Source organism: Streptomyces sp. NPDC042364 (assembly GCF_056437585.1).
This window is the reverse complement of the sequence record NZ_JBWKAJ010000016.1, coordinates 88,407-113,995: the sequence shown is the minus strand read 5'-3', so window position 1 is coordinate 113,995 and position 25,589 is coordinate 88,407. Positions and strand designations below refer to the sequence as shown.

22 protein-coding genes are annotated in these 25,589 nt (G+C 69.9%); all 22 read right to left on the bottom strand.

Translation table 11 applies throughout. The features are described from left to right. Window positions 1-2: 2 nt before the first annotated feature. Window positions 3-1,601, bottom strand: coding sequence for a F0F1 ATP synthase subunit alpha (gene atpA / locus AC067N_RS27980; protein WP_478681640.1), 1,599 nt, complete (start codon window positions 1,599-1,601; stop codon window positions 3-5). 119 nt (window positions 1,602-1,720) lie between these two features. Further along, entirely contained in the window at window positions 1,721-2,536 is an 816-nt protein-coding gene (locus AC067N_RS27975; RefSeq protein WP_478681639.1) for a F0F1 ATP synthase subunit delta, read from the bottom strand. Next, the gene (locus AC067N_RS27970) at window positions 2,533-3,075 is read right to left on the bottom strand and encodes a F0F1 ATP synthase subunit B (protein ID WP_478681638.1); all 543 of its coding nucleotides are present in this window, start codon (window positions 3,073-3,075) and stop codon (window positions 2,533-2,535) included. The genes AC067N_RS27975 and AC067N_RS27970 overlap by 4 nt, the downstream gene beginning before the upstream one ends. A gap of 41 nt (window positions 3,076-3,116) precedes the next feature. Then, window positions 3,117-3,362: an ATP synthase subunit c family protein gene (locus AC067N_RS27965; protein WP_107466621.1), complete on the bottom strand. Its 246-nt coding sequence runs from the start codon at window positions 3,360-3,362 to the stop codon at window positions 3,117-3,119. Window positions 3,363-3,433: 71 nt separating this feature from the next. Continuing rightward, complete coding sequence (gene atpB, locus AC067N_RS27960) at window positions 3,434-4,261, bottom strand: F0F1 ATP synthase subunit A (protein ID WP_478681637.1); 828 nt, start codon at window positions 4,259-4,261, stop codon at window positions 3,434-3,436. Window positions 4,262-4,486: 225 nt separating this feature from the next. Continuing rightward, the gene (locus AC067N_RS27955) at window positions 4,487-4,924 is read right to left on the bottom strand and encodes a hypothetical protein (RefSeq protein ID WP_478681636.1); all 438 of its coding nucleotides are present in this window, start codon (window positions 4,922-4,924) and stop codon (window positions 4,487-4,489) included. A gap of 421 nt (window positions 4,925-5,345) precedes the next feature. Continuing rightward, window positions 5,346-5,756, bottom strand: a complete 411-nt coding sequence (locus AC067N_RS27950) for a hypothetical protein (RefSeq protein ID WP_478681635.1) — start codon at window positions 5,754-5,756, stop codon at window positions 5,346-5,348. A 179-nt stretch (window positions 5,757-5,935) separates the two neighbouring features. Next, complete coding sequence (locus AC067N_RS27945) at window positions 5,936-7,225, bottom strand: MraY family glycosyltransferase (RefSeq protein ID WP_478681634.1); 1,290 nt, start codon at window positions 7,223-7,225, stop codon at window positions 5,936-5,938. 129 nt (window positions 7,226-7,354) lie between these two features. After that, entirely contained in the window at window positions 7,355-8,593 is a 1,239-nt protein-coding gene (locus tag AC067N_RS27940) for a serine hydroxymethyltransferase (RefSeq protein ID WP_478681633.1), read from the bottom strand. A 79-nt stretch (window positions 8,594-8,672) separates the two neighbouring features. Further along, window positions 8,673-9,344: an arsenate reductase/protein-tyrosine-phosphatase family protein gene (locus tag AC067N_RS27935; RefSeq protein ID WP_478681632.1), complete on the bottom strand. Its 672-nt coding sequence runs from the start codon at window positions 9,342-9,344 to the stop codon at window positions 8,673-8,675. Further along, the gene (locus AC067N_RS27930) at window positions 9,341-9,988 is read right to left on the bottom strand and encodes an L-threonylcarbamoyladenylate synthase (protein WP_055514844.1); all 648 of its coding nucleotides are present in this window, start codon (window positions 9,986-9,988) and stop codon (window positions 9,341-9,343) included. The genes AC067N_RS27935 and AC067N_RS27930 overlap by 4 nt, the downstream gene beginning before the upstream one ends. A gap of 65 nt (window positions 9,989-10,053) precedes the next feature. Then, window positions 10,054-10,899, bottom strand: a complete 846-nt coding sequence (gene prmC, locus AC067N_RS27925; RefSeq protein ID WP_159773100.1) for a peptide chain release factor N(5)-glutamine methyltransferase — start codon at window positions 10,897-10,899, stop codon at window positions 10,054-10,056. A gap of 34 nt (window positions 10,900-10,933) precedes the next feature. Further along, entirely contained in the window at window positions 10,934-12,010 is a 1,077-nt protein-coding gene (prfA, locus tag AC067N_RS27920) for a peptide chain release factor 1 (protein WP_478681631.1), read from the bottom strand. A gap of 100 nt (window positions 12,011-12,110) precedes the next feature. Next, window positions 12,111-12,332, bottom strand: coding sequence for a 50S ribosomal protein L31 (rpmE, locus tag AC067N_RS27915; protein WP_055514850.1), 222 nt, complete (start codon window positions 12,330-12,332; stop codon window positions 12,111-12,113). Between the two features lie 203 nt (window positions 12,333-12,535). Then, window positions 12,536-13,696 carry an LCP family protein gene (locus AC067N_RS27910; protein WP_478681630.1) on the bottom strand — a complete coding sequence of 387 codons (1,161 nt, stop codon included), beginning with the start codon at window positions 13,694-13,696 and terminating at the stop codon, window positions 12,536-12,538. A 213-nt stretch (window positions 13,697-13,909) separates the two neighbouring features. Then, the gene (locus AC067N_RS27905; RefSeq protein ID WP_478681629.1) at window positions 13,910-15,679 is read right to left on the bottom strand and encodes a trypsin-like serine protease; all 1,770 of its coding nucleotides are present in this window, start codon (window positions 15,677-15,679) and stop codon (window positions 13,910-13,912) included. A 152-nt stretch (window positions 15,680-15,831) separates the two neighbouring features. Then, window positions 15,832-17,844 carry a transcription termination factor Rho gene (gene rho, locus AC067N_RS27900; RefSeq protein WP_478681628.1) on the bottom strand — a complete coding sequence of 671 codons (2,013 nt, stop codon included), beginning with the start codon at window positions 17,842-17,844 and terminating at the stop codon, window positions 15,832-15,834. Window positions 17,845-18,250: 406 nt separating this feature from the next. Beyond that, the gene (gene thrB / locus AC067N_RS27895) at window positions 18,251-19,204 is read right to left on the bottom strand and encodes a homoserine kinase (RefSeq protein ID WP_478681627.1); all 954 of its coding nucleotides are present in this window, start codon (window positions 19,202-19,204) and stop codon (window positions 18,251-18,253) included. A 303-nt stretch (window positions 19,205-19,507) separates the two neighbouring features. After that, window positions 19,508-20,566 carry a threonine synthase gene (gene thrC / locus AC067N_RS27890; protein WP_478681626.1) on the bottom strand — a complete coding sequence of 353 codons (1,059 nt, stop codon included), beginning with the start codon at window positions 20,564-20,566 and terminating at the stop codon, window positions 19,508-19,510. A gap of 6 nt (window positions 20,567-20,572) precedes the next feature. After that, on the bottom strand, window positions 20,573-21,871 hold the full coding sequence (locus AC067N_RS27885; protein ID WP_478681708.1) for a homoserine dehydrogenase: 1,299 nt from the start codon (window positions 21,869-21,871) through the stop codon (window positions 20,573-20,575). Window positions 21,872-22,414: 543 nt separating this feature from the next. Continuing rightward, window positions 22,415-23,806 (bottom strand): diaminopimelate decarboxylase, encoded by a 1,392-nt coding sequence (gene lysA, locus AC067N_RS27880; RefSeq protein ID WP_478681625.1) that lies wholly within the window; start codon window positions 23,804-23,806, stop codon window positions 22,415-22,417. A gap of 217 nt (window positions 23,807-24,023) precedes the next feature. After that, entirely contained in the window at window positions 24,024-25,406 is a 1,383-nt protein-coding gene (gene nrtL / locus AC067N_RS27875; protein WP_478681624.1) for an ArgS-related anticodon-binding protein NrtL, read from the bottom strand. Between the last annotated feature and the right edge of the window lie 183 nt (window positions 25,407-25,589).

Below are 25,589 nucleotides of genomic sequence, written 5' to 3'. Positions count from 1 at the left end.
CGTCACTTGGAGACGTTGACGGCCGCCGGAGCGTCCTCGCCGAGCAGCTTGCCGTCCGCGGTCTCGAACTGCTTCTTGAACTCGGCGATCGCGTCCGCGATGGCGGTCAGCGTGTCGTCCGACAGCTTGCCGCCCTCCTTGATGGAGGTCATCAGGCCCTGCTCCTTGCGGTGCAGGTACTCCAGCAGCTCCTTCTCGAAGCGGCGGATGTCCTCGACCGGGACGTCGTCCATCTTGCCGGTGGTGCCGGCCCACACGGAGACGACCTGGTCCTCGGTGGACATCGGCTCGTACTGGGCCTGCTTCAGCAGCTCGACCATGCGCTGGCCGCGCTCGAGCTGGGCCTTCGACGCGGCGTCCAGGTCGGAACCGAAGGCGGCGAACGCCTCCAGCTCACGGAACTGGGCGAGGTCCACGCGGAGACGACCCGAGACCTGCTTCATCGCCTTGTGCTGGGCGGAACCACCGACGCGGGAGACGGAGATACCGACGTTCAGCGCGGGGCGCTGACCGGCGTTGAAGAGGTCCGACTCCAGGAAGCACTGGCCGTCGGTGATGGAGATGACGTTGGTCGGGATGAACGCCGAGACGTCGTTGGCCTTGGTCTCGACGATCGGCAGACCGGTCATCGAGCCCTTGCCCATCTCGTCGGAGAGCTTCGCGCAGCGCTCCAGCAGACGGGAGTGCAGGTAGAAGACGTCACCCGGGTAGGCCTCACGGCCCGGCGGACGGCGCAGGAGCAGCGACACGGCACGGTAGGCGTCGGCCTGCTTCGAGAGGTCGTCGAAGATGATGAGGACGTGCTTGCCCTCGTACATCCACTGCTGACCGATGGCCGAACCGGTGTACGGCGCCAGGTACTTGAAGCCGGCCGGGTCGGACGCCGGGGCGGCGACGATGGTCGTGTACTCGAGCGCGCCGTTCTCCTCCAGCGCGCGGCGGACCGACGCGATGGTCGAGCCCTTCTGGCCGATGGCGACGTAGATGCAGCGGACCTGCTTGTTCACGTCGCCCGAGCGCCAGTTGTCGCGCTGGTTGATGATCGTGTCGACGGCCAGGGCGGTCTTGCCGGTCTGGCGGTCACCGATGATCAGCTGACGCTGACCGCGGCCGATCGGGGTCATCGCGTCGACGGCCTTGTAGCCGGTCTCCATCGGCTCGTGCACCGACTTGCGCTGCATGACCGTGGGGGCCTGCAGCTCGAGGGCGCGGCGACCGGACGTCTCGATCTCGCCGAGGCCGTCGATCGGGTTGCCGAGCGGGTCGACGACGCGGCCGAGGTAGCCCTCGCCCACGGCGACCGACAGGACCTCGCCGGTACGGGTGACCGGCTGACCCTCCTCGATGCCGCTGAACTCACCGAGGACGATGGCGCCGATCTCGCGCTCTTCCAGGTTCAGCGCCAGCCCGAGGGTGCCGTCCTCGAACTTCAGCAGTTCGTTGGCCATGGCCGAGGGAAGACCCTCGACCTTCGCGATGCCGTCGCCGGCAAGGGTGACCGTACCGACCTCCTCGCGCGAGGCCGCGTCCGGCTTGTACGACTGGACGAAGTTCTCCAGCGCGTCCCGGATCTCCTCCGGCCGGATCGTGAGCTCCGCCATCTGGGTTCCCTGCTCTCCTTGTTGGGCCCGAAGTTTCAACTTGGGGGTCTGGGGGCGACCCCCAGGAATCCTCTGCACGGCCCAACCGGGCCGTAGGTCTGTACTGCGTGTGAAGTTGCTCAGCTCGCCAGGCGGCGGCCGGCGTCCTCGAGTCGGTCCGCGATCGAGCCGTTGATGATCTCGTCGCCGACCTGCACCCGGATCCCGCCGAGGACCTCGGGGTCCACGTCCAGGTTGAGGTGCATCGGGCGGCCGTAGAGCTTCGCCAGGGCGGCGCCGAGGCGCTGCTTCTGGGTGTCGCTCAGCGGGACCGCCGAGGTGACGACGGCGACCATGCGGTTCCGGCGCTCGGCGGCGAGCTTGGACAGGGACTCGAGTCCCGCCTCCAGGCTACGTCCCCGCGGCGCGGTCACAAGGCGCGTCACCAGACGCTCGGTGGTGACCTTGGCCCGGCCGCCGAGCAGGCTGCGCAGCAGCTCGCCCTTGGCCGACGCGCTCGCGGCGCGGTCGGTCAGCGCGGACCGCAGCTCGGTGTTCGAGGAGACGATCCGGCCGAACCGGAACAGCTCGTCCTCGACGTCGTCGAGCGTGCCCGACGTCTGCGCGGCGGTGAGGTCGGCCAGTGCGGCCAGCTCCTCCAGGGCGTCCACCAGGTCGCGCGACTGCGACCAGCGGGAACGCACCAGACCCGCAACCAGGTCGGCGGTCGTCCCGCTGACCTGGCCGCCGAGGATGCGCCCGGCCAGTTCGGCCTTGGCCTCGCCGGCCTGCGCCGGGTCGGTGAGGACCCGACGCAGCGACACCTCGCGGTCGAGCAGCGCGGTGACGGCGGCCAGCTCGTCGGCGAGCGCGGCCGCGTCCACGGACGTGGAGTCCGTCAGCGCGTCGAGACGCTCACGTGCGGCTGCCAGGGCCTCGCGGCTCGCTCCGTTCATCGCGTCGCCTCGGCCTTCTCCTCGAGGTCGTCGAGGAAGCGGTCGATGACGCGGCTCTGCCGGGCGTGGTCCTCGAGGGACTCACCGACGAGCTTGCCGGCCAGGTCGGTGGCGAGCCTGCCGACGTCCTGGCGCAGCGCGGAAGCGGCGGCCTTGCGGTCGGCCTCGATCTGGGCGTGACCGGCGGCGACGATCTCCTCACGCTGCCGCTGGCCCTCGGCGCGCATCTCGGCGATGAGCGCGGCACCCTGCTCCTGCGCCTCCTGGCGCAGTCGCGCGGCCTCGTGCCGGGCCTCGGCGAGCTGAGCCTTGTACTGCTCGAGCACGCTCTGGGCCTCGGTCTGAGCGGCCTCAGCCTTCTCGATACCGCCCTCGATGGCCTCGCGGCGCTCTTCCAGAACCTTGTTGATGTTCGGGAGGAGCTTCTTGGCGAGGAAGCCGAAGACGATGACGAAGGCGATCAGGCCGATGACGAGCTCGGGGATCGGCGGGATGAGGGGGTTTTCGGCCTCCCCAGCCGCCAGGGTAACCAGGCTCATATCAGTGCCTTCCGTCTAAAGGGGCGGTCCGACGAACCTGGTCAGGAGCTCGGGTAGACGAACGGCATGACCAGACCGATCAGGGCGAGCGCCTCACAGAAGGCGAAGCCGAGGATCTGGTTGGCGCGGATCAGGCCGGCCGCCTCGGGCTGGCGGGCGAGGGCCTGGGTGCCGTTACCGAAGATGATGCCGACGCCGACGCCCGGGCCGATGGCCGCCAGGCCGTAACCGATGGAGCCAAGGTTGCCCATGATCTGAGTCTCGGCGAGGGTCTGGAGAGCGGACATGCCGGTTCTTCCTTCTCTTTCAATGACCGGTGGGGGTTGGCCACCGGATGTCTGGTGGTGGGTCGGGGCTCTCAGTGGTGCTCGGCGAGAGCGCCCTGGATGAAGCTGCAGGTCAGCAGTACGAAGACGTACGCCTGAACGGCCTGGATGAAGAGCTCGAAGGCGGTCATCACGATGACCATCGTGAAGGACACGGCGGAGTAGGCGATGCCGATGCCGTTGAGCATGTACCAGGTGGCGATCGTGAACAGCAGCAGCAGCGTGTGGCCGGCGAACATGTTCGCGAACAGACGAACGGCGTGGGTGAAGGGCCGGACGATGAGGTTCGAGAAGAGCTCGATCGTCATCGACAGCGGGAGCACTCCGCCCAGCGACTTGTCGTAGCCGGTGAAGTTCTTGAAGGCGCCGACGAAGCCGTGCCGCTTGAAGGTCAGCGAGACCCACAGGATGTAGACGATCCCGGCAAGGACGGCGGGATACGAGATGATCGCGGTGACCGGGAACTGGGCGATCGGGACGATCGACCAGACGTTCATGATCCAGACGAAGAAGAAGAGGGAGACGACGAGCGGAACGTACTTCTCGCCTTCCTTCTTTCCGAGCGTCTCGTAGACGACGCCCCGCCGCACGAAGTCGTAACCCGCTTCGGCCACCATCTGGAGCTTGCCCGGGACGACCTTCGGCTTGGCGAAGGCGGCCCAGAAGAAGCCCACGATGATGATCGAGCCGAGCAGCGCCAGCAGCATCGTCTTGTTGAAGTAGACGGCGTCGTCCTGGTGGCCCATGAGGGGCTCGAAGAGGAACGAGTGCAGGCCCGGAGCGACATCGGCGAAGCCACAGCCGTCGAAAATGTGGCAGTCGGTCTCGAAGGCGAGCACCTGCGTCGGATCAGCACTCACCGCGGGCTCCTTCAGCGTGGCGCATGGGTACGGCAACCTCGTTGTGTCGGCGCGGCATGCAGCCGCGGGTCGGCACTGGACTGGTGTTACGGATGTGGGGGCGGCTGTGGGGCATCGAGCCTCGCACTAGGGCAGGCGTCAGCTCGATCGCCCGCGCCCGCGATGCCGCAGTTGGCACCGGACGATAGCAGGATCTCCTGCGGACACTTATCCCGGCCCTACCCCTCACGACGAATGCCCCGACTTTTCGGCCTTGTTGCCGGTCGAGGAGTCGGGTTCGACGTAGAGGACCTTGGCCTTCATGTGAGCACGCGTCTGGGCGGCGATCCACACGAGGGTGGTGCCGACCAGCGTGAACGCGAAGGCGCGGGGGTGGAAGAGCGTGGTGTTCTTGAACGCGGCCAGGAAGATGAACAGCAGCAGGATCTGTGCCGCGTAGAGCATCAGGCCCATCGCCTGGAACAGGTGAGGAAGCGATTTGGCGGTGCGCTGCAGAACGTAGAGCCCGATTCCCATGAAGAGGATCGTGATCACCGCGGCGACAATGGCACCGATCGCCCCCTTGCCCCCGACGACCACACCGCTGATGACGGCGGCGATCACGCCGGCGGCAGCCGTGGGTACGGCGGCCTGAAGGAGGATCCGGACGTCATTGGACGGCATGGCGGCAACTCCGCTTACTAAGGGGGCAGGTGTCGTCATGGACGAGCGTAGTCCCCGGGGGCGAGCGGAAATCTCACGCCGGCGGACCGTCGCACTGCGGTCCTTCGGCTCCATCCGGGGTTCTCGTGAACGGTATCACAAACTATTTGATGAGGTCTTTACCTGAACGGTGTGCACGGCGTCACACATGAGAGTGAACGCGCCCGTCTGTGCAAAATCATCGCCGACTTGTCTGGTATAAGGAGGGTTTGCCCTCCCAGGTTCTTGCATGCCATCGGCAAAGGCTTAGTCAGATTCTTACCTTGGCGTCAGCAGCGGAGGGACCACCGCCGCCGCACGACGGACGGCCGGGGGACGTGTGCGGTGCCACACGTCCCCCGGCCGTCCGGGCTCACTCCCCCGCGTCCCCCGCGGAGTCGGGTCAGGCCTTCTTGATCTTGCCCTTGAGCTTGCCGTCGATGTAGCCGGCCCAGCTGCGACCCGCCTGGATCTTGAAGCACTGGTTCTTCTTCAGGGCCTTGTCGAAGGTGTAGTACTGCCCCTTCTTCTTCTTGAACTCCTTCCAGCCCGTCAGCGACTTCCAGTCCTTGCCGCAGGTGATGAGGCGGATGCCGATGCCGTGGTCGTAGGTCTTCTTCGTGATCGTGAACTGGACCTTGCCGGCCGCCGTCGTCTTGAACCTGGCGTCGTCCTCGACCTTCTGCACCTCATTGGTGTTGAAGTTGAACGGGAGCACCTTGGTGGCGGGAGCGGCAGAGGCCTGCGTCGCGGTCAGGCCGAGTGATCCGCCGAGCGCCACGACGGCGAGGGTGGTGGCGATGGACTTGCGCATGGGTCCCCCATGAATGGTCGGGTGGCGGGGGCGTCCCGTCCGCGCGGCCATGTCTCCGGCGCGGACAGCCCCCGCTGTCGGCCACGACCTTTCCAGGGCGGCGCGGAGTGCTCAATTGTCCTTAGGTGAGCTGTACTTGGGGGCGTTGTCCGAGGAGGAGCCCCGCCCGCCCCAGGGCGTCACCGCCGCGCACCCGCCGGGCTCGGCTCCTCGTCCTTGGTGCGGGCGCCGAGGGCCGTGGCGCCGTTGAGAGAGGGCGTCCAGTCCGGCGCGGGGTCGAGGGCCGTCTCGGGGGCCACTCGGCGGCGGCGGTAGCGGGGCGGGACGAAGGCCTCGGCCCAGCGGGGGGCGCGGGGCGTGAAGCGGGGCAGCAGGAGGAGGAAGAGGCCGACGCCGCTGAGGGCGGCGATGCCCAGGACGATCCACATGGACGCGGCGTTCACGGTGTAGGCCAGCGCGCCGAAGGCGATGACCGCCGACCAGAAGTACATGATCAGCACGGCCCGGCTGTGGGAGTGACCGATCTCCAGCAGCCGGTGGTGCAGATGGCCCCGGTCGGCGGCGAACGGGGACTGGCCGCGCCAGGTGCGGCGCACGATGGCGAGGATCAGGTCGGCCGCCGGGATCGCGATGATGGTCAGCGGCATCAGCAGCGGGATGTAGACCGGCACCAACTGGTACACGGTGTCGCGCTCGGAGCGGGAGAACAACTCCAGCACATCGGGATCGACCTGCCCGGTGATGGAGATCGCGCCGGCGGCCAGCACCAGGCCGATCAGCATCGACCCGGAGTCGCCCATGAAGATCCGCGCCGGGTGCATGTTGTGCGGCAGGAAGCCCAGGCACATGCCCATCAGGACGGCCGCGAAGAGCGTCGCCGGGGCGGCGGCCTCGATGCCGTAGCTGTACCAGAGGCGGTAGGCGTACATGAAGAACGCGGCGGAGGCGATGCACACCATGCCGGCCGCGAGGCCGTCGAGGCCGTCGACGAAGTTCACCGCGTTGATCGTGATGACGACCAGGGCCACCGTCAGCAGGGTGCCCTGCCACTGGGTCAGCGCGACGATGCCGACTCCCGGCACGGGCAGCCACAGGATCGTCAGGCCCTGCATGACCATCACGCCCGCGGCGATCATCTGCCCGCCGAGCTTGATCAGCGCGTCGATCTCGAACTTGTCGTCGAGCACGCCGATCAGCCAGATCAACGCGGCGCCGGACAGCAGCGCGCGCGGTTCGTTGGAGTCGGCGAAGACCTTGCTGAGGTTGGTCAGGTGGTCGGCGACCAGCAGCCCGGCGCACAGCCCGAAGAACATCGCGATGCCGCCGAGGCGGGGCGTGGGTTCCCGGTGGACGTCGCGCGCACGGATCTCCGGCATGGCTCCGGCCACGATCGCGAACTTCCGCACCGGCCCTGTCAGCAGGTACGTCACCGCGGCCGTGATGCAGAGCGTCAGGAGGTATTCACGCACGGGCTTCCCCACAGGTCTCGCTGGCCATCTCAGCCCCACACCCTAGCGATGCATGCATATGGTTGGGGACTTCCGGGTAGCGACGATGGTTGCACGTGATGCTGTGTGCAGGGGTGCGTCTACCCCACCTCAGCGCGGATACGGCGGAAATCTTCCGGCCAGGTCCCGTACTTCTTCACGCGTCCGCCTGCCGTCGCCGCCGTCCCGCACCACCCGCGCGAACAGCCCGGCGAGGTGCGTCATCTCCGCCTCCGCCATGCCCTGCGTGGTAAGCGCCGCCGTGCCGAGCCGCAGGCCACGGGCGTCGTCGTGCGGCAGCGCGCAGCAGTCCAGCACGATCCCGGCCGCCGCGAGACGGCCGCGGGCGGTGCGGCCGTCGACGCCGAGCGGCGCGGGGTCGACGGCGAGGAGATGGGTGTCCGTGCCGCCGGTGATGACGACGAGCCCCTCCCTGGCGAGGCCCTCGGCCAGGGCGCGGGCGTTGGCGACGACCTGGTGGGCGTATCCGGTGAAGGCCGGTGTCGCCGCCTCCCCGAACGCGACGGCCTTCGCGGCGATGGTGTGCATCTGCGCGCCGCCCTGCGTGAACGGGAACACCGCCCGGTCCACCCGTTCGGCCAGCTCGCTCCCGCACAGCAGCATGCCGCCGCGCGGCCCCCGCAGCACCTTGTGCGTGGTGGCGCAGACGATGTCCGCGTACGGCACCGGGTTGGGCGCCGCTCCCCCGGCCACCAGCCCGATGGGGTGGGCGGCGTCGGCGATCAGGAAGGCCCCGACCTCGTCGGCGACCTCGCGGAAGAAGGCGTAGTCGAGATGGCGGGGGTAGGAGATCGAGCCGCACACGATGGCCTTGGGGCGGCGTGTACGGGCGAGGGTGCGCACCTGTTCGCGGTCGACGAGCCCCGACTCGGCTTCGACGCCGTAGCCCACGAAGTCGAACCAGCGGCCGGAGAAGTTCGCGGGCGACCCGTGGGTGAGGTGACCGCCGAAGTGCAGGCCCATCGCCAGCACCGTGTCACCGGGGCGCAGCAGGGCCGCGTAGGCGGCCAGCACGGCCGAGGACCCGGAGTGGGCCTGGACGTTGGCGTGTTCGGCCCCGAAGAGCGCCTTGGCCCGCTCCACGGCGAGCCGCTCGGCGGCGTCGGCCATCTCGCAGCCGCCGTGGTACCGGTTGCCCGGATAGCCCTCCGCGTACTTGTTGGCCAGTGGTGACCCGAGGGCCGCCAGCACCGCGGGCGAGGTGAAGTTCTCGGCGGCGACGAGCTGGAGCGTCGTCGACTGCCGGTCGAGTTCGCCGAGGAGGATGTCGGCCAGTTCGGGGTCCTGCCGCCGCAGGACATCGGCCTCTAGGACAGGGGTGACCGACATGGTGGGCTCCGGGCGTCGACGGTGACGTACGACCAATGTAGGCCCGCGTGTCCAGGGGCGCCCGGTGTCGGCCCCGCCGTTACGCCCGGGCGGGGACCCCCGTCAGCGCGGTCACCACCGGATCGAGCGCCTGGTGTATCTCGTCCCCCACGGAGCGGAAGAACGGCAGCGGGGCGCCGTACGGGTCATGGACCTCGTCCGCCTCGGCCGTGGGGGCGAGGAGCCACCCGCGTAGAGCGGCGGCTGCCCGTACCAGCGCACGGGCCCGTACGACCATGCCCTCCTCCAGCGGCGGCAGGGTGGCCGGGTCTATCGCCCGGACGAGGCGCGTGAACTCCTTCAGGGTGAACGTGCGCAGCCCCGCCGAGTGGCCCATCGAGATGACCTGGGCCCGGTGGTCGCGGGTGGCGGTCAGCACGAGGTCGGCCATGATCACGTGCTCGTCCAGCAGTTCCCGCCCGGTGAAGCCGGAGGCGTCCGCGCCGAAGTCGGCGAGGACGGCCTCCGCGTTGGCCTCCATGGGCGCCCCCTCGTGCCCCCAGGTCCCGGCGCTCTCGACGATCAGACCGCCGCCGAGCGGGTCCCCGAGCCGGTCCACCAGGGCATGACGGGTCAGCCGCTCGGTGATCGGCGAGCGGCAGACGTTGCCGGTGCTGACGTGGAGGATGCGGAAGGTGTCACGCGGCAGCCCCGTGAAGGTCCGCGTCTCTTCCCCGTCCCATATGCCACGCCCCGCGTCAGGGGCCGTCAATTCGCCACCTCGAGGTCGGGTACGACCTTGCGCAGCTCCTCCGCCGACAGGGCGCCCGCACGCAGCAGCACCGGCACCTTGCCCGTGACGTCGACGATGGACGACGGCACGTTGCCGGGGGTGGGGCCGCCGTCGAGGTAGACGGAGACGGAGTCGCCGAGCATCGCCTCGGCGGCGTCGCAGTTCTCCGGCGCCGGGTGGCCGGTCAGGTTCGCCGAGGAGACGGCCATGGGGCCGACCTCGGTGAGCAGCTCGATGGCGACCGGGTGCAGCGGCATCCGCACGGCGACCGTGCCGCGGGTGTCGCCGAGGTCCCACTGGAGCGACGGCTGGTGCTTGGCGACGAGGGTGAGCGCGCCCGGCCAGAAGGCGTCGACGAGCTCCCAGGCCATCTCCGAGAAGTCGGTGACGAGGCCGTGCAGGGTGTTCGGGGAGCCGATGAGGACGGGCGTGGGCATGTTGCGGCCCCGGCCCTTGGCCTCCAGCAGGTCGGCGACGGCCTCGGAGGTGAAGGCGTCGGCGCCGATGCCGTAGACGGTGTCCGTGGGCAGCACCACGAGCTCGCCCCGGCGGACGGCGGACGCGGCCTCGCGCAGACCGGTGGCGCGGTCGGTCGCGTCGTTGGTGTCGTATCGCCGTGCCATCTAGCGGGCCTCCTCGTACACGTAATGCTGGGCTTTGAGAGAAACAGCCGTGGGGGGCGTGCTCATCAGGGCAGCGCCTTGCGGGCGGTCGCGAACCGCGGCCGGTTGTTGAGGTCCGGGTGGTCGGCCGCGTCGGCCCAGCCCCGCTCCTCGGTGAAGATCCACGGCACCTGGCCGCCCTGGGTGTCGGCGTGTTCGACGACGACGACACCGCCGGGCCGCAGGAGCCGGTGCGCCGTGCGTTCGAGGCCGCGGATCAGATCCAGGCCGTCCTCCCCCGAGAACAGGGCGAGTTCGGGATCGTAGTCGCGGGCCTCCGGTGCGACGTACTCCCACTCGGTGAGCGGGATGTACGGCGGGTTGGAGATGACCAGGTCGACCTGGCCGTCGAGGTCGCGGAAGGCGTCGAGGGCGTTGCCCTGGCGCAGGTCGACCCTGGAGCCGGCCACGTTCTTGCGGGTCCACACCAGGGCGTCCTCGGACAGCTCCACGGCGTGCACGCGGGAGCGCGGCACCTCCTGGGCGAGGGCGAGCGCGATGGCGCCGGAGCCGGTGCACAGGTCGACGATGCACGGCTCGACGACGTCCATCGCGCGGACGGCGTCTATGGCCCACCCGACGACGGACTCGGTCTCCGGGCGGGGCACGAACACCCCTGGGCCCACCTGCAGTTCGAGGTAGCGGAAGTAGGCGCGCCCCGTGATGTGCTGGAGCGGCTCACGCTGCTCGCGCCGCGCGATGACCTCCCAGTACCGGGCGTCGAAGTCGGAGTCCTTCACGGAGTGCAGCTCGCCCCGCTTCACGCCGTGCACGAACGCGGCGAGCTCCTCCGCGTCGTTGCGCGGCGAGGGCACGCCGGCGTCGGCCAGGCGCTGGGTGGCCTGGGCCACCTCTGCGAGCAGCAGGTTCACGCAAGTCCTCCGGTACTAGGTACTTCGTACTGCCTTACGCGGCCGCCAGCTTCGCCGCCGAGTCCGCGTCGACGCATGCCTGGATCACCGCGTCGAGGTCGCCGTCCAGGACCTGGTCCAGGTTGTACGCCTTGAAGCCGACACGGTGGTCCGAGATGCGGTTCTCCGGGTAGTTGTACGTGCGGATCTTCTCGGAGCGGTCGACGGTGCGGACCTGGCTGCGGCGGGCGTCGGCGGCCTCCTTCTCCGCTTCCTCCTGCGCCGCGGCAAGCAGCCTGGAGCGCAGGATACGCATCGCCTGCTCCTTGTTCTGCAGCTGGCTCTTCTCGTTCTGGCAGGAGGCGACGACTCCGGTGGGGAGGTGCGTGATGCGCACGGCGGAGTCGGTGGTGTTGACGGACTGCCCGCCGGGCCCGGAGGACCGGTAGACGTCGATGCGGAGGTCGTTCGGGTTGATCTCGACGTCGATCTCCTCGGCCTCCGGGGTCACGAGGACACCGGCGGCGGAGGTGTGGATGCGGCCCTGGGACTCGGTGGCGGGGACGCGCTGGACGCGGTGCACTCCGCCCTCGTACTTCAGCCGCGCCCAGACGCCCTGGCCGGGCTCGGTGGCGCCCTGGCCGCCCTTGGTCTTCACGGCGACCTGGACGTCCTTGTAGCCGCCCAGCTCGGACTCGGTGGCGTCGATGATCTCGGTCTTCCAGCCGACGCGCTCGGCGTACCGCAGGTACATGCGCAGGAGGTCACCGGCGAAGAGGGCGGACTCGTCGCCGCCGGCGCCGGCCTTGATCTCCAGGATGACGTCCTTGTCGTCGCTGGGGTCGCGCGGGACGAGCAGGAGGCGCAGCTTCTCCGTCAGTTCCTCGCGCTGCTTCTCCAGCTCCTTGACCTCGGCGGCGAAGTCCGGGTCGTCGGCGGCCAGTTCGCGGGCCGTCTCGATGTCGTCACCGGTCTGCCTCCAGGAGCGGTAGGTGCCGACGATCGGGGTCAGCTCCGCGTAGCGCTTGTTGAGCTTGCGCGCGTTGGCCTGGTCGGCGTGGACCGACGGGTCGGCGAGCTTCTTCTCCAGATCGGCGTGTTCCCCGACCAGTTCCTGGACCGCCTCGAACATCTCCGGCTCCCTGTACGACGTGATAAGTGGGCTGCACCGCAAAGCGCCGGTCCCGGAAGCCCCCGGGACGGGGGCACCGAGGACCGGCGCTGTGAGCTCGCTACTTCTTGGCAGCGGCAGCCTTGCCGAAGCGGGCCTCGAAGCGGGCCACGCGGCCACCGGTGTCGAGGATCTTCTGCTTGCCCGTGTAGAACGGGTGGCACTCGGAGCAGACCTCGGCACGGATGGTGCCGCTCTCGATCGTGCTACGGGTGGTGAACGACGCGCCACAGGTGCAGCTGACCTGCGTCTCGACGTACTGGGGGTGGATGTCGCGCTTCAAGGTGTCTCCTAGTTTCGGGAGGGCGCCGGGTCGCTGCCGCGGGATGCGGGAGCGTGAACCGGAGCCGACGTACCAGTCTGCCAGGACTGGCCGTATCTCCCAAAACCAGGGGGTGCGGACATGTATTCCCGTGGGTGCCTGCGCGGGTGCCGCGTGATCGCCGTGGGCGGCTGCGGCGCCGTCGTGGCTGGTCGCGCGTCCCTTTACCGCCCACCGGTGGCCACGACGCCCTCGGCCGTTCCCGTCGCCGTGCCCTTGGTCGCCGACTTCGGGATGGGCTTGTCGGCCTTGAGGGCGGCCCAGACCCGCCGGGACTTCGCCTCGTCGACCAGGACGCGGTTCAGGTCGGCGGGGTCGTACTGGACCGGCATGGTGACCATGGTCATGTTCTTGGGGCCGATGCCCTTGAGGCCGCCCGCGAAGGAGGCGAGGTCCTTGACCGAGTCGAGGTCGGAGTCGGTGGTGACGGCGTCCGTGGCGGTGTCGGCGAGGTCGTAGAGCTTCTTCGGGCTGCTGAAGACGCCGACCTCCTTGACCTGCTCCAGAAGGGCCTTGATGAACGCCTGCTGCAGCTGGATGCGGCCGAGGTCGGAGCCGTCGCCGACACCGTGCCGGGTGCGGACCAGTCCGAGGGCCTGCTTGCCGGTGAGGGTGTGCTCGCCGGCCTTGAGGTTCAGATGGCTGTCGGGGTCCTTGATGTCCTTGGTCGTGGTGATGTCGACCCCGCCGAGGACGTTGACGAGCTTCTCGAAGCCGGCGAAGTCGACCTCGATGTAGTGGTCCATGCGGATGCCGGTCATGGATTCGACGGTCTTCACCGCGCAGGCGGCGCCGCCGGTGGAGTACGCCGAGTTGAACATCGCCAGGTTCGCCGCCGGGTGGGTCCTGCCGTCGGTGTCGGTGCACTCGGGCCGCTCGACCAGGGTGTCCCTGGGTATGGAGACCATGCTCGCCTGCTTGTGGCCCTCGTAGACGTGCACGATCATCGCCGTGTCGGAGCGGGCGCTGCCGTCGTCGACGCCGCCGCCCAGCTTCTTGTTGCTGCCGGAACGGGTGTCGGAGCCGAGGACGAGGATGTCCTGCGAGCCGTTGTCGACGTCCAGGGGCCGGTCGGTGCCCAGGGCCTGGTTGATGTCGACGCTCTTGAGGTTGCCGTTGAGCTTGAAGTACAGGTAGCCGATTCCGGTGCCCCCCAGCACCAGGACGCCCGCGGCGGTCCAGAGGACGGCGAGCGCCGCCCTGCTGTGCCCGTCGCGCGGCTTGCGGCGGCGTCCCCTGGCCGCGCGGTGGCGGCCTGCGGGGCCGGCCTTGTCCTGCGGGGCGGAGTCGTGTGTGGCGGGATCCGGTGTGCTCTCGACGGACATGTGCTCCTCGGTCCTCTTTCCCGGTCGGTTACCCCCTGCGCTCAGGCCCAGGCCTGCATGGGACGGATGTGGCCGTACCGCTCACGGTCACTCCGATCGGTCAGACGGAGTGATCCGGGAAAGGGTTGCACGACGAACGGTGCCCACCGCGTAGCGCGCGATGGGCACCGTGTGTGCTGGATGAGCCCGGCGGAACCGGCCTCACCTGGTGTTTCAGCCGAGCAGGTCGTACTGGGCGTAGCTGGTGCCGACCGAGATCCGTGTGCTGAAGATCTCGCTCGTGGCCTTCGAGGTGCCCTTGTAGAGGTACAACGTGCCGCCGCTGGTACGGGCCAGCAGGTCCGCGCGGCCGTCGCCGCTCACGTCACCGGGGGCGATGAGCGTGTTGTACGCGCTCCAGTCGGAGCGGACCTTGATCTTCGTGGCGAAGGCGCCCGTGCCGGCCTTGCCGGTGCCCTTGTAGAGGTAGATGTTCGAGCCGGTCTTGGTGCGCGCGATCAGGTCGGCCTTGCCGTCACCGGTGAAGTCGCCGTGACCGAGCACCGCGTTGTACGTGTTCCAGCCCGTGCTCACCTGGACGCGGGTGTTGAAGGTGCCGTTGCCCTTGCCCGGGTAGATCCACAGGGCGCCCGCCGAGTCGACCGAGAGGAGGTCGGGCAGGGCGTCGCCGGTGACGTCGCCGGGGGTGATGATCCGGGTGCGGGTCGCCCAGTTGTCGAAGATCTGCGTGGTCGTCCAGGTGCTCGACGACGCCGAGCGCCGCCGCCAGAAGACGTCACCGTCGGAGGCACGGCGCAGCACGTAGTCCTGGTAGCCGTCCCGGTTCAGGTCGGTCTGCTGGACGAGGTTGTAGCCCGCCCAGCTGCCCTCGGCGGTCAGGGACTTGCGGTCGGCGAGCGCGGAGCCGGTGGAGGCGCGGACGTAGCCCGTGCCGGTCTCCTTGTTGCGCAGGAAGACGTCGGCCTTGCCGTCCCGGCTGATGTCGGTGTCGTCGACGCGCGGGGAGGTGACGCCGACGTACTTGCTGACCTTCGCGAAGACCGGGTACGCGCCCTTCTCCACGCAGTCCACGACGCCCCACGAGACGACGCCGATGATCTTGCCGCCCACGACGAGCGGACCACCGGAGTCGCCGTTGCAGCTGGCGGTGGTGGTGGCGTCGGTGCCGCCGGCGGGCTTGCCCGCGCAGAACATGTTGCCCTTGATGAAGTAGGGGCCCCAGGTGTTCCCGCAGGTCGTGTCACTGACGACGGGCAGCGTCGCCGTCTTCAGCGTCTGCGAGATCTCGTCGCTGGTGGAGCTGGTACGGCCCCAGCCGTAGACCTTCGCGCTGGTGCCCGCCGTGTACGAGGACGTGTCGGTCGACGTCGTCATCCTGATCGGCGTGGCGGTGACGGGCTTGGCCAGCGTCAGGACGGCGATGTCGTTGTTGATCGCGTCCTCGTCGTACGAGGAATGGTTCCACTGGCGGGACACCTCCGTGGGCGCACCGCCGTGGTAGTCCATGCCCACCAGCCGGCCCTCGCCGTCGTAGACGGCGGTGGGCAGCTGGTCGGTGCCGGTCACGACGGAGCCGTGGGAGACCCAGTCGTACTGGGTCTTGTCGACGCAGTGGGCGGCGGTGAGGATCTTCGTCGGCGAGACGACCGAGCCGCCGCAGAAGAAGCCGAGGCCCGTGGTCTTGTCGTAGTACCAGAGCTGCGCCATCCAGGGCGCCGAACCGATGGTGGTCTCGGAACCACCGATGATCTTGGCGTCCGGCTTAAGGCCGTCCGCGTCGGCGTCCGCCGACGAGTCGTTCGTCGACGGTGACGGCTTCGCAGCCGTCCCACCGGCGATGCCGTCCGCCGCCATGGCGTTCGCGATCCGCACGTCCAGCTCGTCGCTCCCCGACGAGCCGGCTCCGTTGGCCGCGCCCGCCGATGACAGGAGCAGAACCCCGGATATCGCGGCGGCGACAACTCCGGACAAAGGTCTGGCCACTCAAGTCCCCCCTGAGAACTCAAGAATCAAAACAAGACAGAAGAAGACCGTGATCGTACACGTGTCTCATACGACAAACTGGGGCCACCCTCGCGAAGGAGGGTGGCCCCAGTTCTTCCGTGTCTTGTCCGCGGCGCGGGCGACCGGTCGGGCTAGTCGCCGTTGCCCGGCGTCGGCGTCGTCTTCTGGATCTGCATCAGGAACTCGATGTTCGACTTGGTCTGCTTCATCTTGTCGAGGAGCAGCTCGATGGCCTGCTGCTGGTCCAGCGCGTGGAGCACCCGGCGCAGCTTCCAGACGACCGCCAGCTCCTCGTTGCCGAGCAGGATCTCTTCCTTGCGGGTACCGGACGCGTCCACGTCCACCGCGGGGAAGATGCGCTTGTCGGCGAGCTTCCGGTCGAGCTTGAGCTCCATGTTGCCGGTGCCCTTGAACTCCTCGAAGATCACCTCGTCCATGCGGGACCCGGTGTCCACCAGGGCGGTGGCGAGGATGGTCAGCGAGCCGCCGTCCTCGATGTTGCGGGCCGCACCGAAGAAGCGCTTCGGCGGGTACAGGGCGGTCGAGTCGACACCACCGGACAGGATGCGGCCGGAGGCCGGCGCGGCCAGGTTGTACGCACGGCCCAGACGCGTGATCGAGTCGAGCAGCACGACGACGTCGTGACCCAGCTCCACCAGGCGCTTGGCGCGCTCGATGGCGAGTTCGGCGACCGTGGTGTGGTCCTCGGCCGGACGGTCGAAGGTCGAGGAGATGACCTCGCCCTTGACCGACCGCTGCATGTCGGTGACCTCTTCCGGACGCTCGTCGACGAGGACGACCATCAGGTGGCACTCGGGGTTGTTGTGCGTGATCGCGTTGGCGATCGCCTGCATGATCATGGTCTTGCCGGTCTTCGGCGGGGCCACGATCAGACCGCGCTGGCCCTTACCGATCGGCGACACGAGGTCGATGATGCGGGTGGTGAGCACGCCCGGGTCCGTCTCCAGGCGGAGGCGGTCCTGCGGGTAGAGCGGTGTCAGCTTGTTGAACTCCGGGCGGCCGCGGCCGTGTTCGGGCGCCATGCCGTTGACGGAGTCCAGGCGGACCAGCGCGTTGAACTTCTCGCGGCGCTCGCCCTCCTTGGGCTGACGGACCGCGCCGGTGATGTGGTCGCCCTTGCGCAGGCCGTTCTTGCGGACCTGGGCGAGGGAGACGTACACGTCGTTCGGGCCCGGCAGGTAGCCGGAGGTGCGGATGAACGCGTAGTTGTCGAGGATGTCCAGGATGCCCGCGACGGGGATCAGGACGTCGTCGTCGGCGAGCTGCGGCTCGGCGGCACCCATGTCGTCACGTCCGCGACGGCCACGGCGGTCCCGGTAGCGGCCGCGTCGGCCACGGCGGCCGCCCGCCTCATCGTCGTAGCCGTCGTCCTGCGGACCGTTGTCGCGCTGGCGGTCCTGACGGCCGCCGCCCTGCTGCTGGCCCTGCTGCGAGCCGCGGTCACGCTGCTGCTGACCGCCGCCCTGCTGCTCGTCGCCCTTGCGGCCGCGGTCCCGGTCCCGGCCGCGCTCACGGCGGTCACGGCGGCCCTGGCGGCCGTCGCCCTCGGCGGCGTCACCCTTGGCCTCGGCCTGCGGCTGGGCCGGCGTCTCGGCCTTGGGCTCGGCCTTCGCCTCGGCGGTGACCGTCTCGGGGCTGCCCGCGTCGGCGGTGGCCCGGCGACGGCGGCGCTCGGTGGGCGCCTCGTCGCCGCCGGCCGGCTGGCCGGGGATCTCGATCTGCTGCTGGGCGACGGCCTTCTCGGTCTTGTCGACCTTCTCGGCGGGCGCCTCGGCCTTCTTGGCGGCCTTCTCGGCCGGGGCCGCGTCCTCGCCCGTGCGCGCCTTCGAGGTGGTCCGGCGCTTCGGCTTGGTCTCGGTGGCGGCCTCGGCCTTGGGAGCCGGGGCACCCCCGCCCGCCTGCGCCTCCTTGATGACCTCGATCAGCTGGCTCTTGCGCATGCGCGCGGTGCCCCTGATGCCGAGGCCGGATGCGACCTGCTGCAGCTCGGCCAGCACCATGCCCTCGAGGCCGGTGCCACGGCGCCGCCGGGAGCCGGCACCGCTGGCAGGCGCGGCGTCCGTGGCGGGCGCGGCAGCGGTCTCCTCGACACGTGCGCCCATCAGATCGGTGGTGTCGCTCACGAAGGGTCCTTCCCTGGAGCGGACGTCGGCCTTCTGGCTCGGCGACCGGTTGTGCTGTCCGGCTTCGGCCCTGTTCGGGTGGACCGTGCCGGGGCGGTGGTCCGCCAAAGCGGCGGAGGAAAATTGCTGGTGATTCGGCGCTTACGGGGCCGTGGCACTCGGTGTCTGTGTCACGCGGCTCGGTCACACCGGTTCCGGAGCCTGCTCGGCAGACCGCTCAGTGCCTGCGTACGGCGTACAGCTTGACGTACGAAGCACAGTGCGGCTTGGGAGACTCCCGGAAGAATGGTTGTCCCGGACGGGGACGATAAGCACCATGCCATGGCTGGGGCAGGTGCAGACTTGAGATTAACACTACCGGATCCAACAAACATTCCCCCTCTCGAAATCCGGCAACCGTACGCCCCTATGCGTCGCCGCTGTCGGCGCCGTTCTCGGCGACGGTGGTGGTGAGCGGCAGGACGCACGCCCCTCGGGCGTCGAGGTCCAGCCGGTTGGCGGCCCAGTCCGCTCCCGCGAGGTGGGCCACCTTGTCGGCGCTGGCCTCGTCGGCCAGGGCCAGGACCGTGGGTCCGGCGCCGGAGATGACCGCCGGGACGCCGTCGGCCCGCAGCCGCTCGACCAGGGCCGCGCTCTCCGGCATGGCGGGCGCCCGGTACTCCTGGTGCAGCCGGTCCTCGGTGGCGGGCAGCAGCAGCTCGGGACGCCTGGTCAGGGCCTCCACGAGCAGGGCGGCCCGGCCTGCGTTGGCGGCGGCGTCGACGTGCGGGACGGTGCGCGGGAGCAGTCCGCGCGCCGTCTCGGTGAGCACGGGCTTTCCGGGGACGAAAACCACCGGAACGATGGAATCGGCGGGATCCATCCTGATGGCCCGCGCGGAGCCGCCCTCCATCCAGGAGAGCGTGAAGCCGCCGAGGAGGCAGGCCGCGACATTGTCGGGGTGTCCCTCGATCTCGGTGGCGAGTTCGAGCAGGGCTGCGTCGTCGAGGCGGTTCTCCCCGCCTATGGTCACGGCGCGGGCGGCCACGATGCCGGCGCAGATGGCGGCCGAGGAGGAGCCGAGGCCGCGGCCGTGCGGGATGCGGTTGGCGCAGACGATCTCCAGGCCCCGCGGCTGGCCGCCCAGCAGGTCGAAGGCGGTGCGCAGGGAGCGGACGAGCAGATGCCGCTCGTCGCGCGGGAGCGTCTCGCTGCCCTCCCCGGCGATGTCGACGTGCAGGCCGGAGTCGGCCACCCGGACGACCACGTCGTCGTAGAGCCCCAGCGACAGACCGAGGGCGTCGAAGCCCGGGCCGAGGTTGGCGCTGGTGGCGGGGACGCGCACCCGTACGGCGGCGGCGCGGAACGCTGGACCGGCCATCGCTCGATGACTCTCCTTGAGCTGCGTGATGGGCGATTGTCGAATGACATTCGATGACGTACGCGGGAACCCGGCGGCCGTCTGAGGACGGCGCGGCGCCGCACCCTTGCGGGGCATATGCAGCGGGCGGGTTCGGTACAGCCTATCGAAGGTGGGTTCTGTGGCGACATAGGGCGCACAGGAGGCGCACGATGCGTGTCGTAAGCCCCCTGTGCACCCCCTGTCGGGTCCTGTCAGGGTTATCCCCCGGAAAACGGCGTCTACGCGCGGCTCGCTGGCCGTTTCGACCTGTTGCCCGAGGGGCTACGCGAGACCGAGGCGCTCGGCCGCCGTCGCCGCGTCGACGGGGACGGTGACGGGCTGCGGAGCGCCCGCGACGGCCCAGTCGGGGTCCTTCAGGCCGTTGCCGGTGACCGTGCAGACGATGGTCTGACCGGGATCGACCAGGCCGTTCTCGGCGGCCTTGAGCAGACCGGCCACGGAGGCGGCGGAGGCGGGCTCCACGAAGACACCCTCCTGCGCGGCCAACAGCCGGTAGGCGCGCAGGATCTCACGGTCCGTCACCTCGTCGATGGCGCCGCCCGACTCGTCCCGCGCGGCGAGGGCGTACTGCCAGGACGCGGGGTTGCCGATGCGGATCGCGGTGGCGATGGTCGACGGGTCCTTGACGACCTCACCGCGCACGATCGGCGCGGAGCCGGAGGCCTGGAAGCCCCACATCCGGGGCGTCCTCGCGGCGATGCCGTCGGCGGCGTACTCCTTGTAGCCCTTCCAGTAGGCCGTGATGTTGCCCGCGTTGCCCACCGGCAGGACGTGGATGTCGGGGGCGTCGCCGAGCATGTCCACGATCTCGAACGCGGCGGTCTTCTGACCCTCGATACGCACCGGATTGACCGAATTGACCAGTGCCACGGGGTAGTTGTCGCTCAGTTCACGCGCGAGGGTGAGGCAGTCGTCGAAGTTGCCGTCCACCTGGAGGATCTTCGCGCCGTGCACCAGCGCCTGGCCCATCTTGCCGAGCGCGATCTTGCCCTGGGGCACCAGCACGGCGGAGACCATGCCCGCGCGGACGGCGTACGCGGCCGCGGAGGCGGACGTGTTGCCCGTGGAGGCACAGATGACGGCCTTCGCGCCCTCTTCCTTCGCCCGGGTGATGGCCATGGTCATGCCGCGGTCCTTGAAGGACCCGGTGGGGTTGGCGCCCTCCACCTTGAGGTGGACCTCGCAGCCCGTGCGCTCGGAGAGCACCTGCGCGGGGACGAGGGGCGTGCCGCCCTCACGGAGCGTCACGACCGGCGTGCTGTCGGAGACGGGCAGCCGGTCCCGGTACTCCTCGATGATTCCGCGCCACTGGTGGGTCATTGCTGGTTACTCTCCTTCAACCCGCATGATGCTGGCGACACCCCGCACGGTGTCGAGGTTGCGCAGCGCCTCGACGGTCCCGTTCAGGGAGGCGTCGGAGGCGCGGTGGGTGACGACGACGAGGGACGCCTCGCCGTCCCCGTCCTGTCGTCCTTGCTGGCGCACGGTATCGATCGATACGCCGTGCTCGGCGAACACGGCCGCCACCTGGGCGAGGACGCCCGGTTTGTCCGCCACGTCGAGGCTGATGTGGTAGCGCGTGACGACCTCGCCCATGGGCGAGACCGGCAGACCGGCGTACGCGGACTCGCCGGGCCCGGTGGCGCCCGCGAGCCGGTTGCGGCAGACGGCCACGAGGTCGCCGAGGACGGCGGAGGCGGTGGGCGAGCCGCCCGCTCCGGGGCCGTAGAACATCAGCCGGCCCGCGGCGTCCGACTCCACGAACACGGCGTTGTACGCGCCGCGCACGGAGGCCAGCGGGTGGGTCAGCGGGATCATCGCGGGGTGCACGCGCGCGGTGACGGAGCCGCCGTCCGCGGCCCGCTCGCAGATGGCGAGCAGCTTGATGGTGCAGCCCATGTTCTTGGCGGAGGCGAAGTCGGCGGCGGTGACCTCCGTCATCCCCTCGCGGTGGACGTCGTCGAGCCGCACCCGCGAGTGGAAGGCGATCCCGGCGAGGATCGCGGCCTTCGCGGCGGCGTCGAAGCCCTCGACGTCGGCGGTCGGGTCGGCCTCGGCGTAGCCGAGCGCGGTGGCCTCGTCCAGGGCCTCCTGATAACCGGCGCCCGTGGAATCCATCTTGTCGAGGATGAAATTGGTGGTGCCGTTGACGATGCCCATCACCCGGTTGATCTTGTCCCCGGCGAGAGACTCGCGCAGCGGGCGGATCAGCGGAATGGCACCGGCTACGGCGGCCTCGTAGTAGAGGTCCTTGCCCGCCTCCTCCGCGACCGCGTGCAGGGCGGCCCCGTCCTGGGCGAGGAGGGCCTTGTTGGCGGAGACCACGGAGGCCCCGTGCTCGAACGCGGTGGTGATGAGGGAGCGGGCCGGCTCGATACCGCCGATGACCTCGACGACGACGTCGATGTCGCCGCGTTTGACGAGGGCGGTGGCGTCGGTGGTGACCAGGGCCGGGTCGATGCCCTCACGGACCTTGGAGGGCCGGCGGACGGCCACGCCCGCGAGTTCGACCGGGGCCCCGATGCGCGCGGCGAGGTCGTCGGCGTGCGTCGTCATGATGCGCGCCACCTCTGAGCCGACAACCCCACAGCCCAGCAGCGCCACCTTCAGCGGACGCGTACGCATCATCCGACCTCGTTTCCTCACATACCGAATACGGTGGAACCAGTCTCACTCACCGGACGGGGGTTTCTATCCCTCGTCCGGATCGTGAGACATATATTTCATTTTCACAGGGCCGTAAGAACGGAGATCTTTCGGCCCCGCAATTCCCGGGCGACGCGCTCCGGTCACCCGGCCGTTCTCGGGGAGCGCGCTCCGGTCACCCGGCCGTTCTCGGGGAGCGCGCTCCGGTCACCCGGCCGTTCTCGGGGAGCGCGCTCCGGTCACCCGGCCGTTCTCGGAGAGCGCGCTCCGGTCACCCGGCCGTTCTCGGGGAGCGCGCTCCGGTCACCCGGCCGTTCTCGGAGAGCGCGCTCCGGCTACCCGGCCATTCTCGGGCGAGGCGTACGGTCTTGCGTACGGCCTTCGACCCGTCCGGGGGCGGGCCAGACCGTCCGACCCGCCCGGGGACGCACCCAGATCGTCCGACCGCCCGGGGGCGGGCCCAGATCGTCCGCCCGTCCGGGGACGCGCCCAGATCGTCCGACCGCCCGGGCGCCGCGTGGATCACCCGACGTCGAGACGCAGGAGATCCTCCTCCGTCTCCCGCCGAACGATCACACGGGCCTCACCATCATTGACCGCGACGACCGGCGGGCGCAGCGCGTGGTTGTAGTTGCTCGCCATGGAACGGCAGTACGCGCCGGTCGCCGGCACGGCGATCAGGTCACCCGGTGCCAGGTCGGCCGGCAGGAACGCGTCCTTCACCACGATGTCACCGCTCTCGCAGTGCTTGCCGACCACCCGCGCGAGCATCGGCTCGGCGTCGGAGGTACGGGACACCAGCGCGACGCTGTACTCGGCGTCGTACAGAGCGGTCCGAATATTGTCCGACATGCCCCCGTCGACCGAGACATAGGTCCGCAGCCCGTCCAGCGGCTTGATGGTGCCGACCTCGTAGAGCGTGAATGCGGTCGGCCCGACGATGGCGCGCCCCGGCTCGACGGAGATCCGCGGGGTACGGAGCCGGGCGCTCTCGCACTCCCGCGTGACGATCTCGGTGAGCGCCTTGGCGATCTCATGCGGCTCGCGCGGGTCGTCGGCGCTGGTGTAGGCGATGCCGAGACCGCCACCGAGGTCGATCTCGGGCAGTTCGACGCCGTGCTCGTCGCGGATGTCCTTCAGCAGCCCGACCACGCGGTGAGCGGCGACCTCGAAGCCGGAGGTGTCGAAGATCTGGGACCCGATGTGCGAGTGGATCCCGATCAGCTCCAGCCCGTCGAGCTTCAGCGCCCGCCGTACGGCCTCGGCGGCCTGCCCCCCGGCGAGCGGGATGCCGAACTTCTGGTCCTCGTGCGCGGTGGCGATGAACTCATGGGTGTGCGCCTCGACACCGACGGTCACCCGGATCTGCACGCGCTGCCGCTTGCCCAGCTCCTGGGCGATGTGCGCGACACGCACGATCTCCTGGAAGGAATCGAGGACGATACGGCCGACGCCGGCCTCGATCGCCCGGTGGATCTCCTCCGCGGACTTGTTGTTGCCGTGGAAAGCGATGCGGTCGGCGGGCATACCGGCGGACAGGGCGGTGGTGAGTTCGCCGCCGGAGCAGACGTCGAGGTTCAGCCCCTCCTCGTGCAGCCAGCGGACGACCGCGCGCGACAGGAACGCCTTGCCTGCGTAGAAGACGTCGGCGTCCTGCCCGAACGCGGTGCGCCACGCGCGGGCGCGGGCCCGGAAGTCGGCCTCGTCGAGGAAGTAGGCGGGGGTCCCGAACTCCTCGGCCAGCGTCTTGACGTCGATCCCGCCGACGCGGACGACACCGTCGTCCCTCCGGTCGACGGTCTGCGCCCACACCTTGGGGTCGAGCGTGTTCAGGTCGGCGGGCGGGGCTGTGTAGTGCCCCTCAGGCAGCACATCGGCGTGTCGGGGCCCGGCGGGGTGTGCGGAACGGCTCATGACTGTCTGAACTCTCTCTGACTCTCTGGACTCTGTGCTCGCGGGGCCTGGGGCTTGGGCTGATGCCTTGGGGCTGATGCCTGGGCTGTGGCCGGTGAGCCTGGGCTTTGGGCTTTGGGCTTGGGCTCGTGACCTGGGGCTTTTCCCTGGGACTTTGTCCTGGTCCGGTGGGCTTGGGGCCTGTCTCGGGCCGGGGGCTTGGGGCCGGTGGGCTCGCTCAGAGGTATTCGGGTGCGTCGATGCCGAGCAGGGACAGGCCGCCGGCCAGCACCGTCCCGGCGGCTTCGGCAAGCGCCAGCCGGGCCCGGTGGGCGGCCGAGGGTTTCTCGTCGCCGCGCGGCAGCACCATGTGCTGGAAGGCCAGCAGGGCGTCGGCGGTGACGACCAGGTGCCGGGCGAGACGATCGGGCGTTCGGAGGGTCGCCGCTCGAAGAACGACGTGGGGGTACTCAGAGATCGCGGCGAGGAGCGGGGCAGCGGGGTCGGAGGCGGTTGTGGCGCCCGGGCCCGTGAAGGGTGCGGCGATCACACCGTGATCACCACCGGCAATGACGCCACGCCTGGTGGCTGCCCCGGCGGTGCCGGTCCTGGTGATGGCTGTCTCAGCGGCGACGGTACCGGTGGTGACGGCGCTGGTCGTGAGGCCATGGCCGGACCCCGCGGGGGCACGGTCGGGGGCAGACCTGTCGGGACCGGGAACTCCAACGGCGCCGGGGGTGGTGCGGGGCGCGGAGGCGACGTCCGGGTGGCCGGACTGCGGCTCGGCGGCCACTGCGGTGGCGTCGAGGCGGCCGGGTGTACTGGTGAAACCGAGGGTGGCGGCGTTGCGGGTGAGTGCGCGGGCTCGGGCGTGGGCGTAACGAACGCGGAAGAGGGGATTGCCGGCGCGCTGCACGAGGAGGTCCGCGGTGATACGTGGCCGGTCGTGCGCGGCGGGATGCAGCAGCGCCCAGCGGAGGGCGTCGGGGCCGAGGGGCGTGGGGTCCTCCGGGGCGGGGACGGGCCGGAGGTCGATCGGCTCGGCGGAGTTGTCCGGCTGGTCCGACCCCCCGGAGGCTTCCGACGCTTGCGACGTGTCCGTGTCCCCCGCGGTCCGCGATCCCCGCCCCCGGCCCGCCGACGGCCTGACGTGGTCGACCTCCACACGGCCCCCTTGGCTGGCGACGATCCGCACCACCGCGTCGGCGACGACTTCCGCACGGATGTCGTACGGAATACGCAGTCGGACGACCTGCCCGGCGAGGGCGTCGCCATGGCCGTAGGGAAGGCCGTCGTCCCGCCGGTCGAGCACCTCACCCACGAGGGAGGTGACGGCGGCCCGGTCGAGGTGGATGTTGAGAAACCCGGGCCCGGTGATCTCGACGGCTGCGACGCCCTCGGTCCGGGAGAGATGGGGCCGCAGGATCTCGGCGACCTGCCGGGGCGGCCGCCCGGCGGGCCGGGCCAGCTGCAACGCGATGTTCGTGGCGTAGTCCCCGCTGCCACCGGGCCCCGGCGGAGTGACCACGGCCCGTGCGGGCACCGCCACGCTCAGCTCCCCCTGATCCACAGCACGACGCACCGCGTGCAACACGGTGCGGGAGAGCTCGACGGGGGTCACGGGGACAAGCGTATGGGAGGAGGGGGGTGGGTATGCGAGCAGGTTTCCCGTGTGGTCCGGGATATGGACGCCGTGAGGGGCGAGGTCCGGCGGGGAAGACCGGACCCGGGTGGGTGCGGAGCCCGTAAGCGGGCCTGCGGTCCCACCCGATCAGTACGCGCTGGAGCAGGCACCGCCCGGCGA

Bases quoted from the DNA above. Each gene is read 5' to 3' on its own strand.
- atpA (WP_478681640.1), bottom strand. From the start codon at position 1,601: ATGGCGGAGCTCACGATCCGGCCGGAGGAGATCCGGGACGCGCTGGAG.
- AC067N_RS27975 (WP_478681639.1), bottom strand. From the start codon at position 2,536: ATGAACGGAGCGAGCCGCGAGGCCCTGGCAGCCGCACGTGAGCGTCTC.
- AC067N_RS27970 (WP_478681638.1), bottom strand. From the start codon at position 3,075: ATGAGCCTGGTTACCCTGGCGGCTGGGGAGGCCGAAAACCCCCTCATC.
- AC067N_RS27965 (WP_107466621.1), bottom strand. From the start codon at position 3,362: ATGTCCGCTCTCCAGACCCTCGCCGAGACTCAGATCATGGGCAACCTT.
- AC067N_RS27955 (WP_478681636.1), bottom strand. From the start codon at position 4,924: ATGCCGTCCAATGACGTCCGGATCCTCCTTCAGGCCGCCGTACCCACG.
- AC067N_RS27950 (WP_478681635.1), bottom strand. From the start codon at position 5,756: ATGCGCAAGTCCATCGCCACCACCCTCGCCGTCGTGGCGCTCGGCGGA.
- AC067N_RS27940 (WP_478681633.1), bottom strand. From the start codon at position 8,593: ATGTCGGTCACCCCTGTCCTAGAGGCCGATGTCCTGCGGCGGCAGGAC.
- AC067N_RS27930 (WP_055514844.1), bottom strand. From the start codon at position 9,988: ATGGCACGGCGATACGACACCAACGACGCGACCGACCGCGCCACCGGT.
- prfA (WP_478681631.1), bottom strand. From the start codon at position 12,010: ATGTTCGAGGCGGTCCAGGAACTGGTCGGGGAACACGCCGATCTGGAG.
- AC067N_RS27910 (WP_478681630.1), bottom strand. From the start codon at position 13,696: ATGTCCGTCGAGAGCACACCGGATCCCGCCACACACGACTCCGCCCCG.
- thrB (WP_478681627.1), bottom strand. From the start codon at position 19,204: ATGGCCGGTCCAGCGTTCCGCGCCGCCGCCGTACGGGTGCGCGTCCCC.
- thrC (WP_478681626.1), bottom strand. From the start codon at position 20,566: ATGACCCACCAGTGGCGCGGAATCATCGAGGAGTACCGGGACCGGCTG.
- AC067N_RS27885 (WP_478681708.1), bottom strand. From the start codon at position 21,871: ATGCGTACGCGTCCGCTGAAGGTGGCGCTGCTGGGCTGTGGGGTTGTC.
- lysA (WP_478681625.1), bottom strand. From the start codon at position 23,806: ATGAGCCGTTCCGCACACCCCGCCGGGCCCCGACACGCCGATGTGCTG.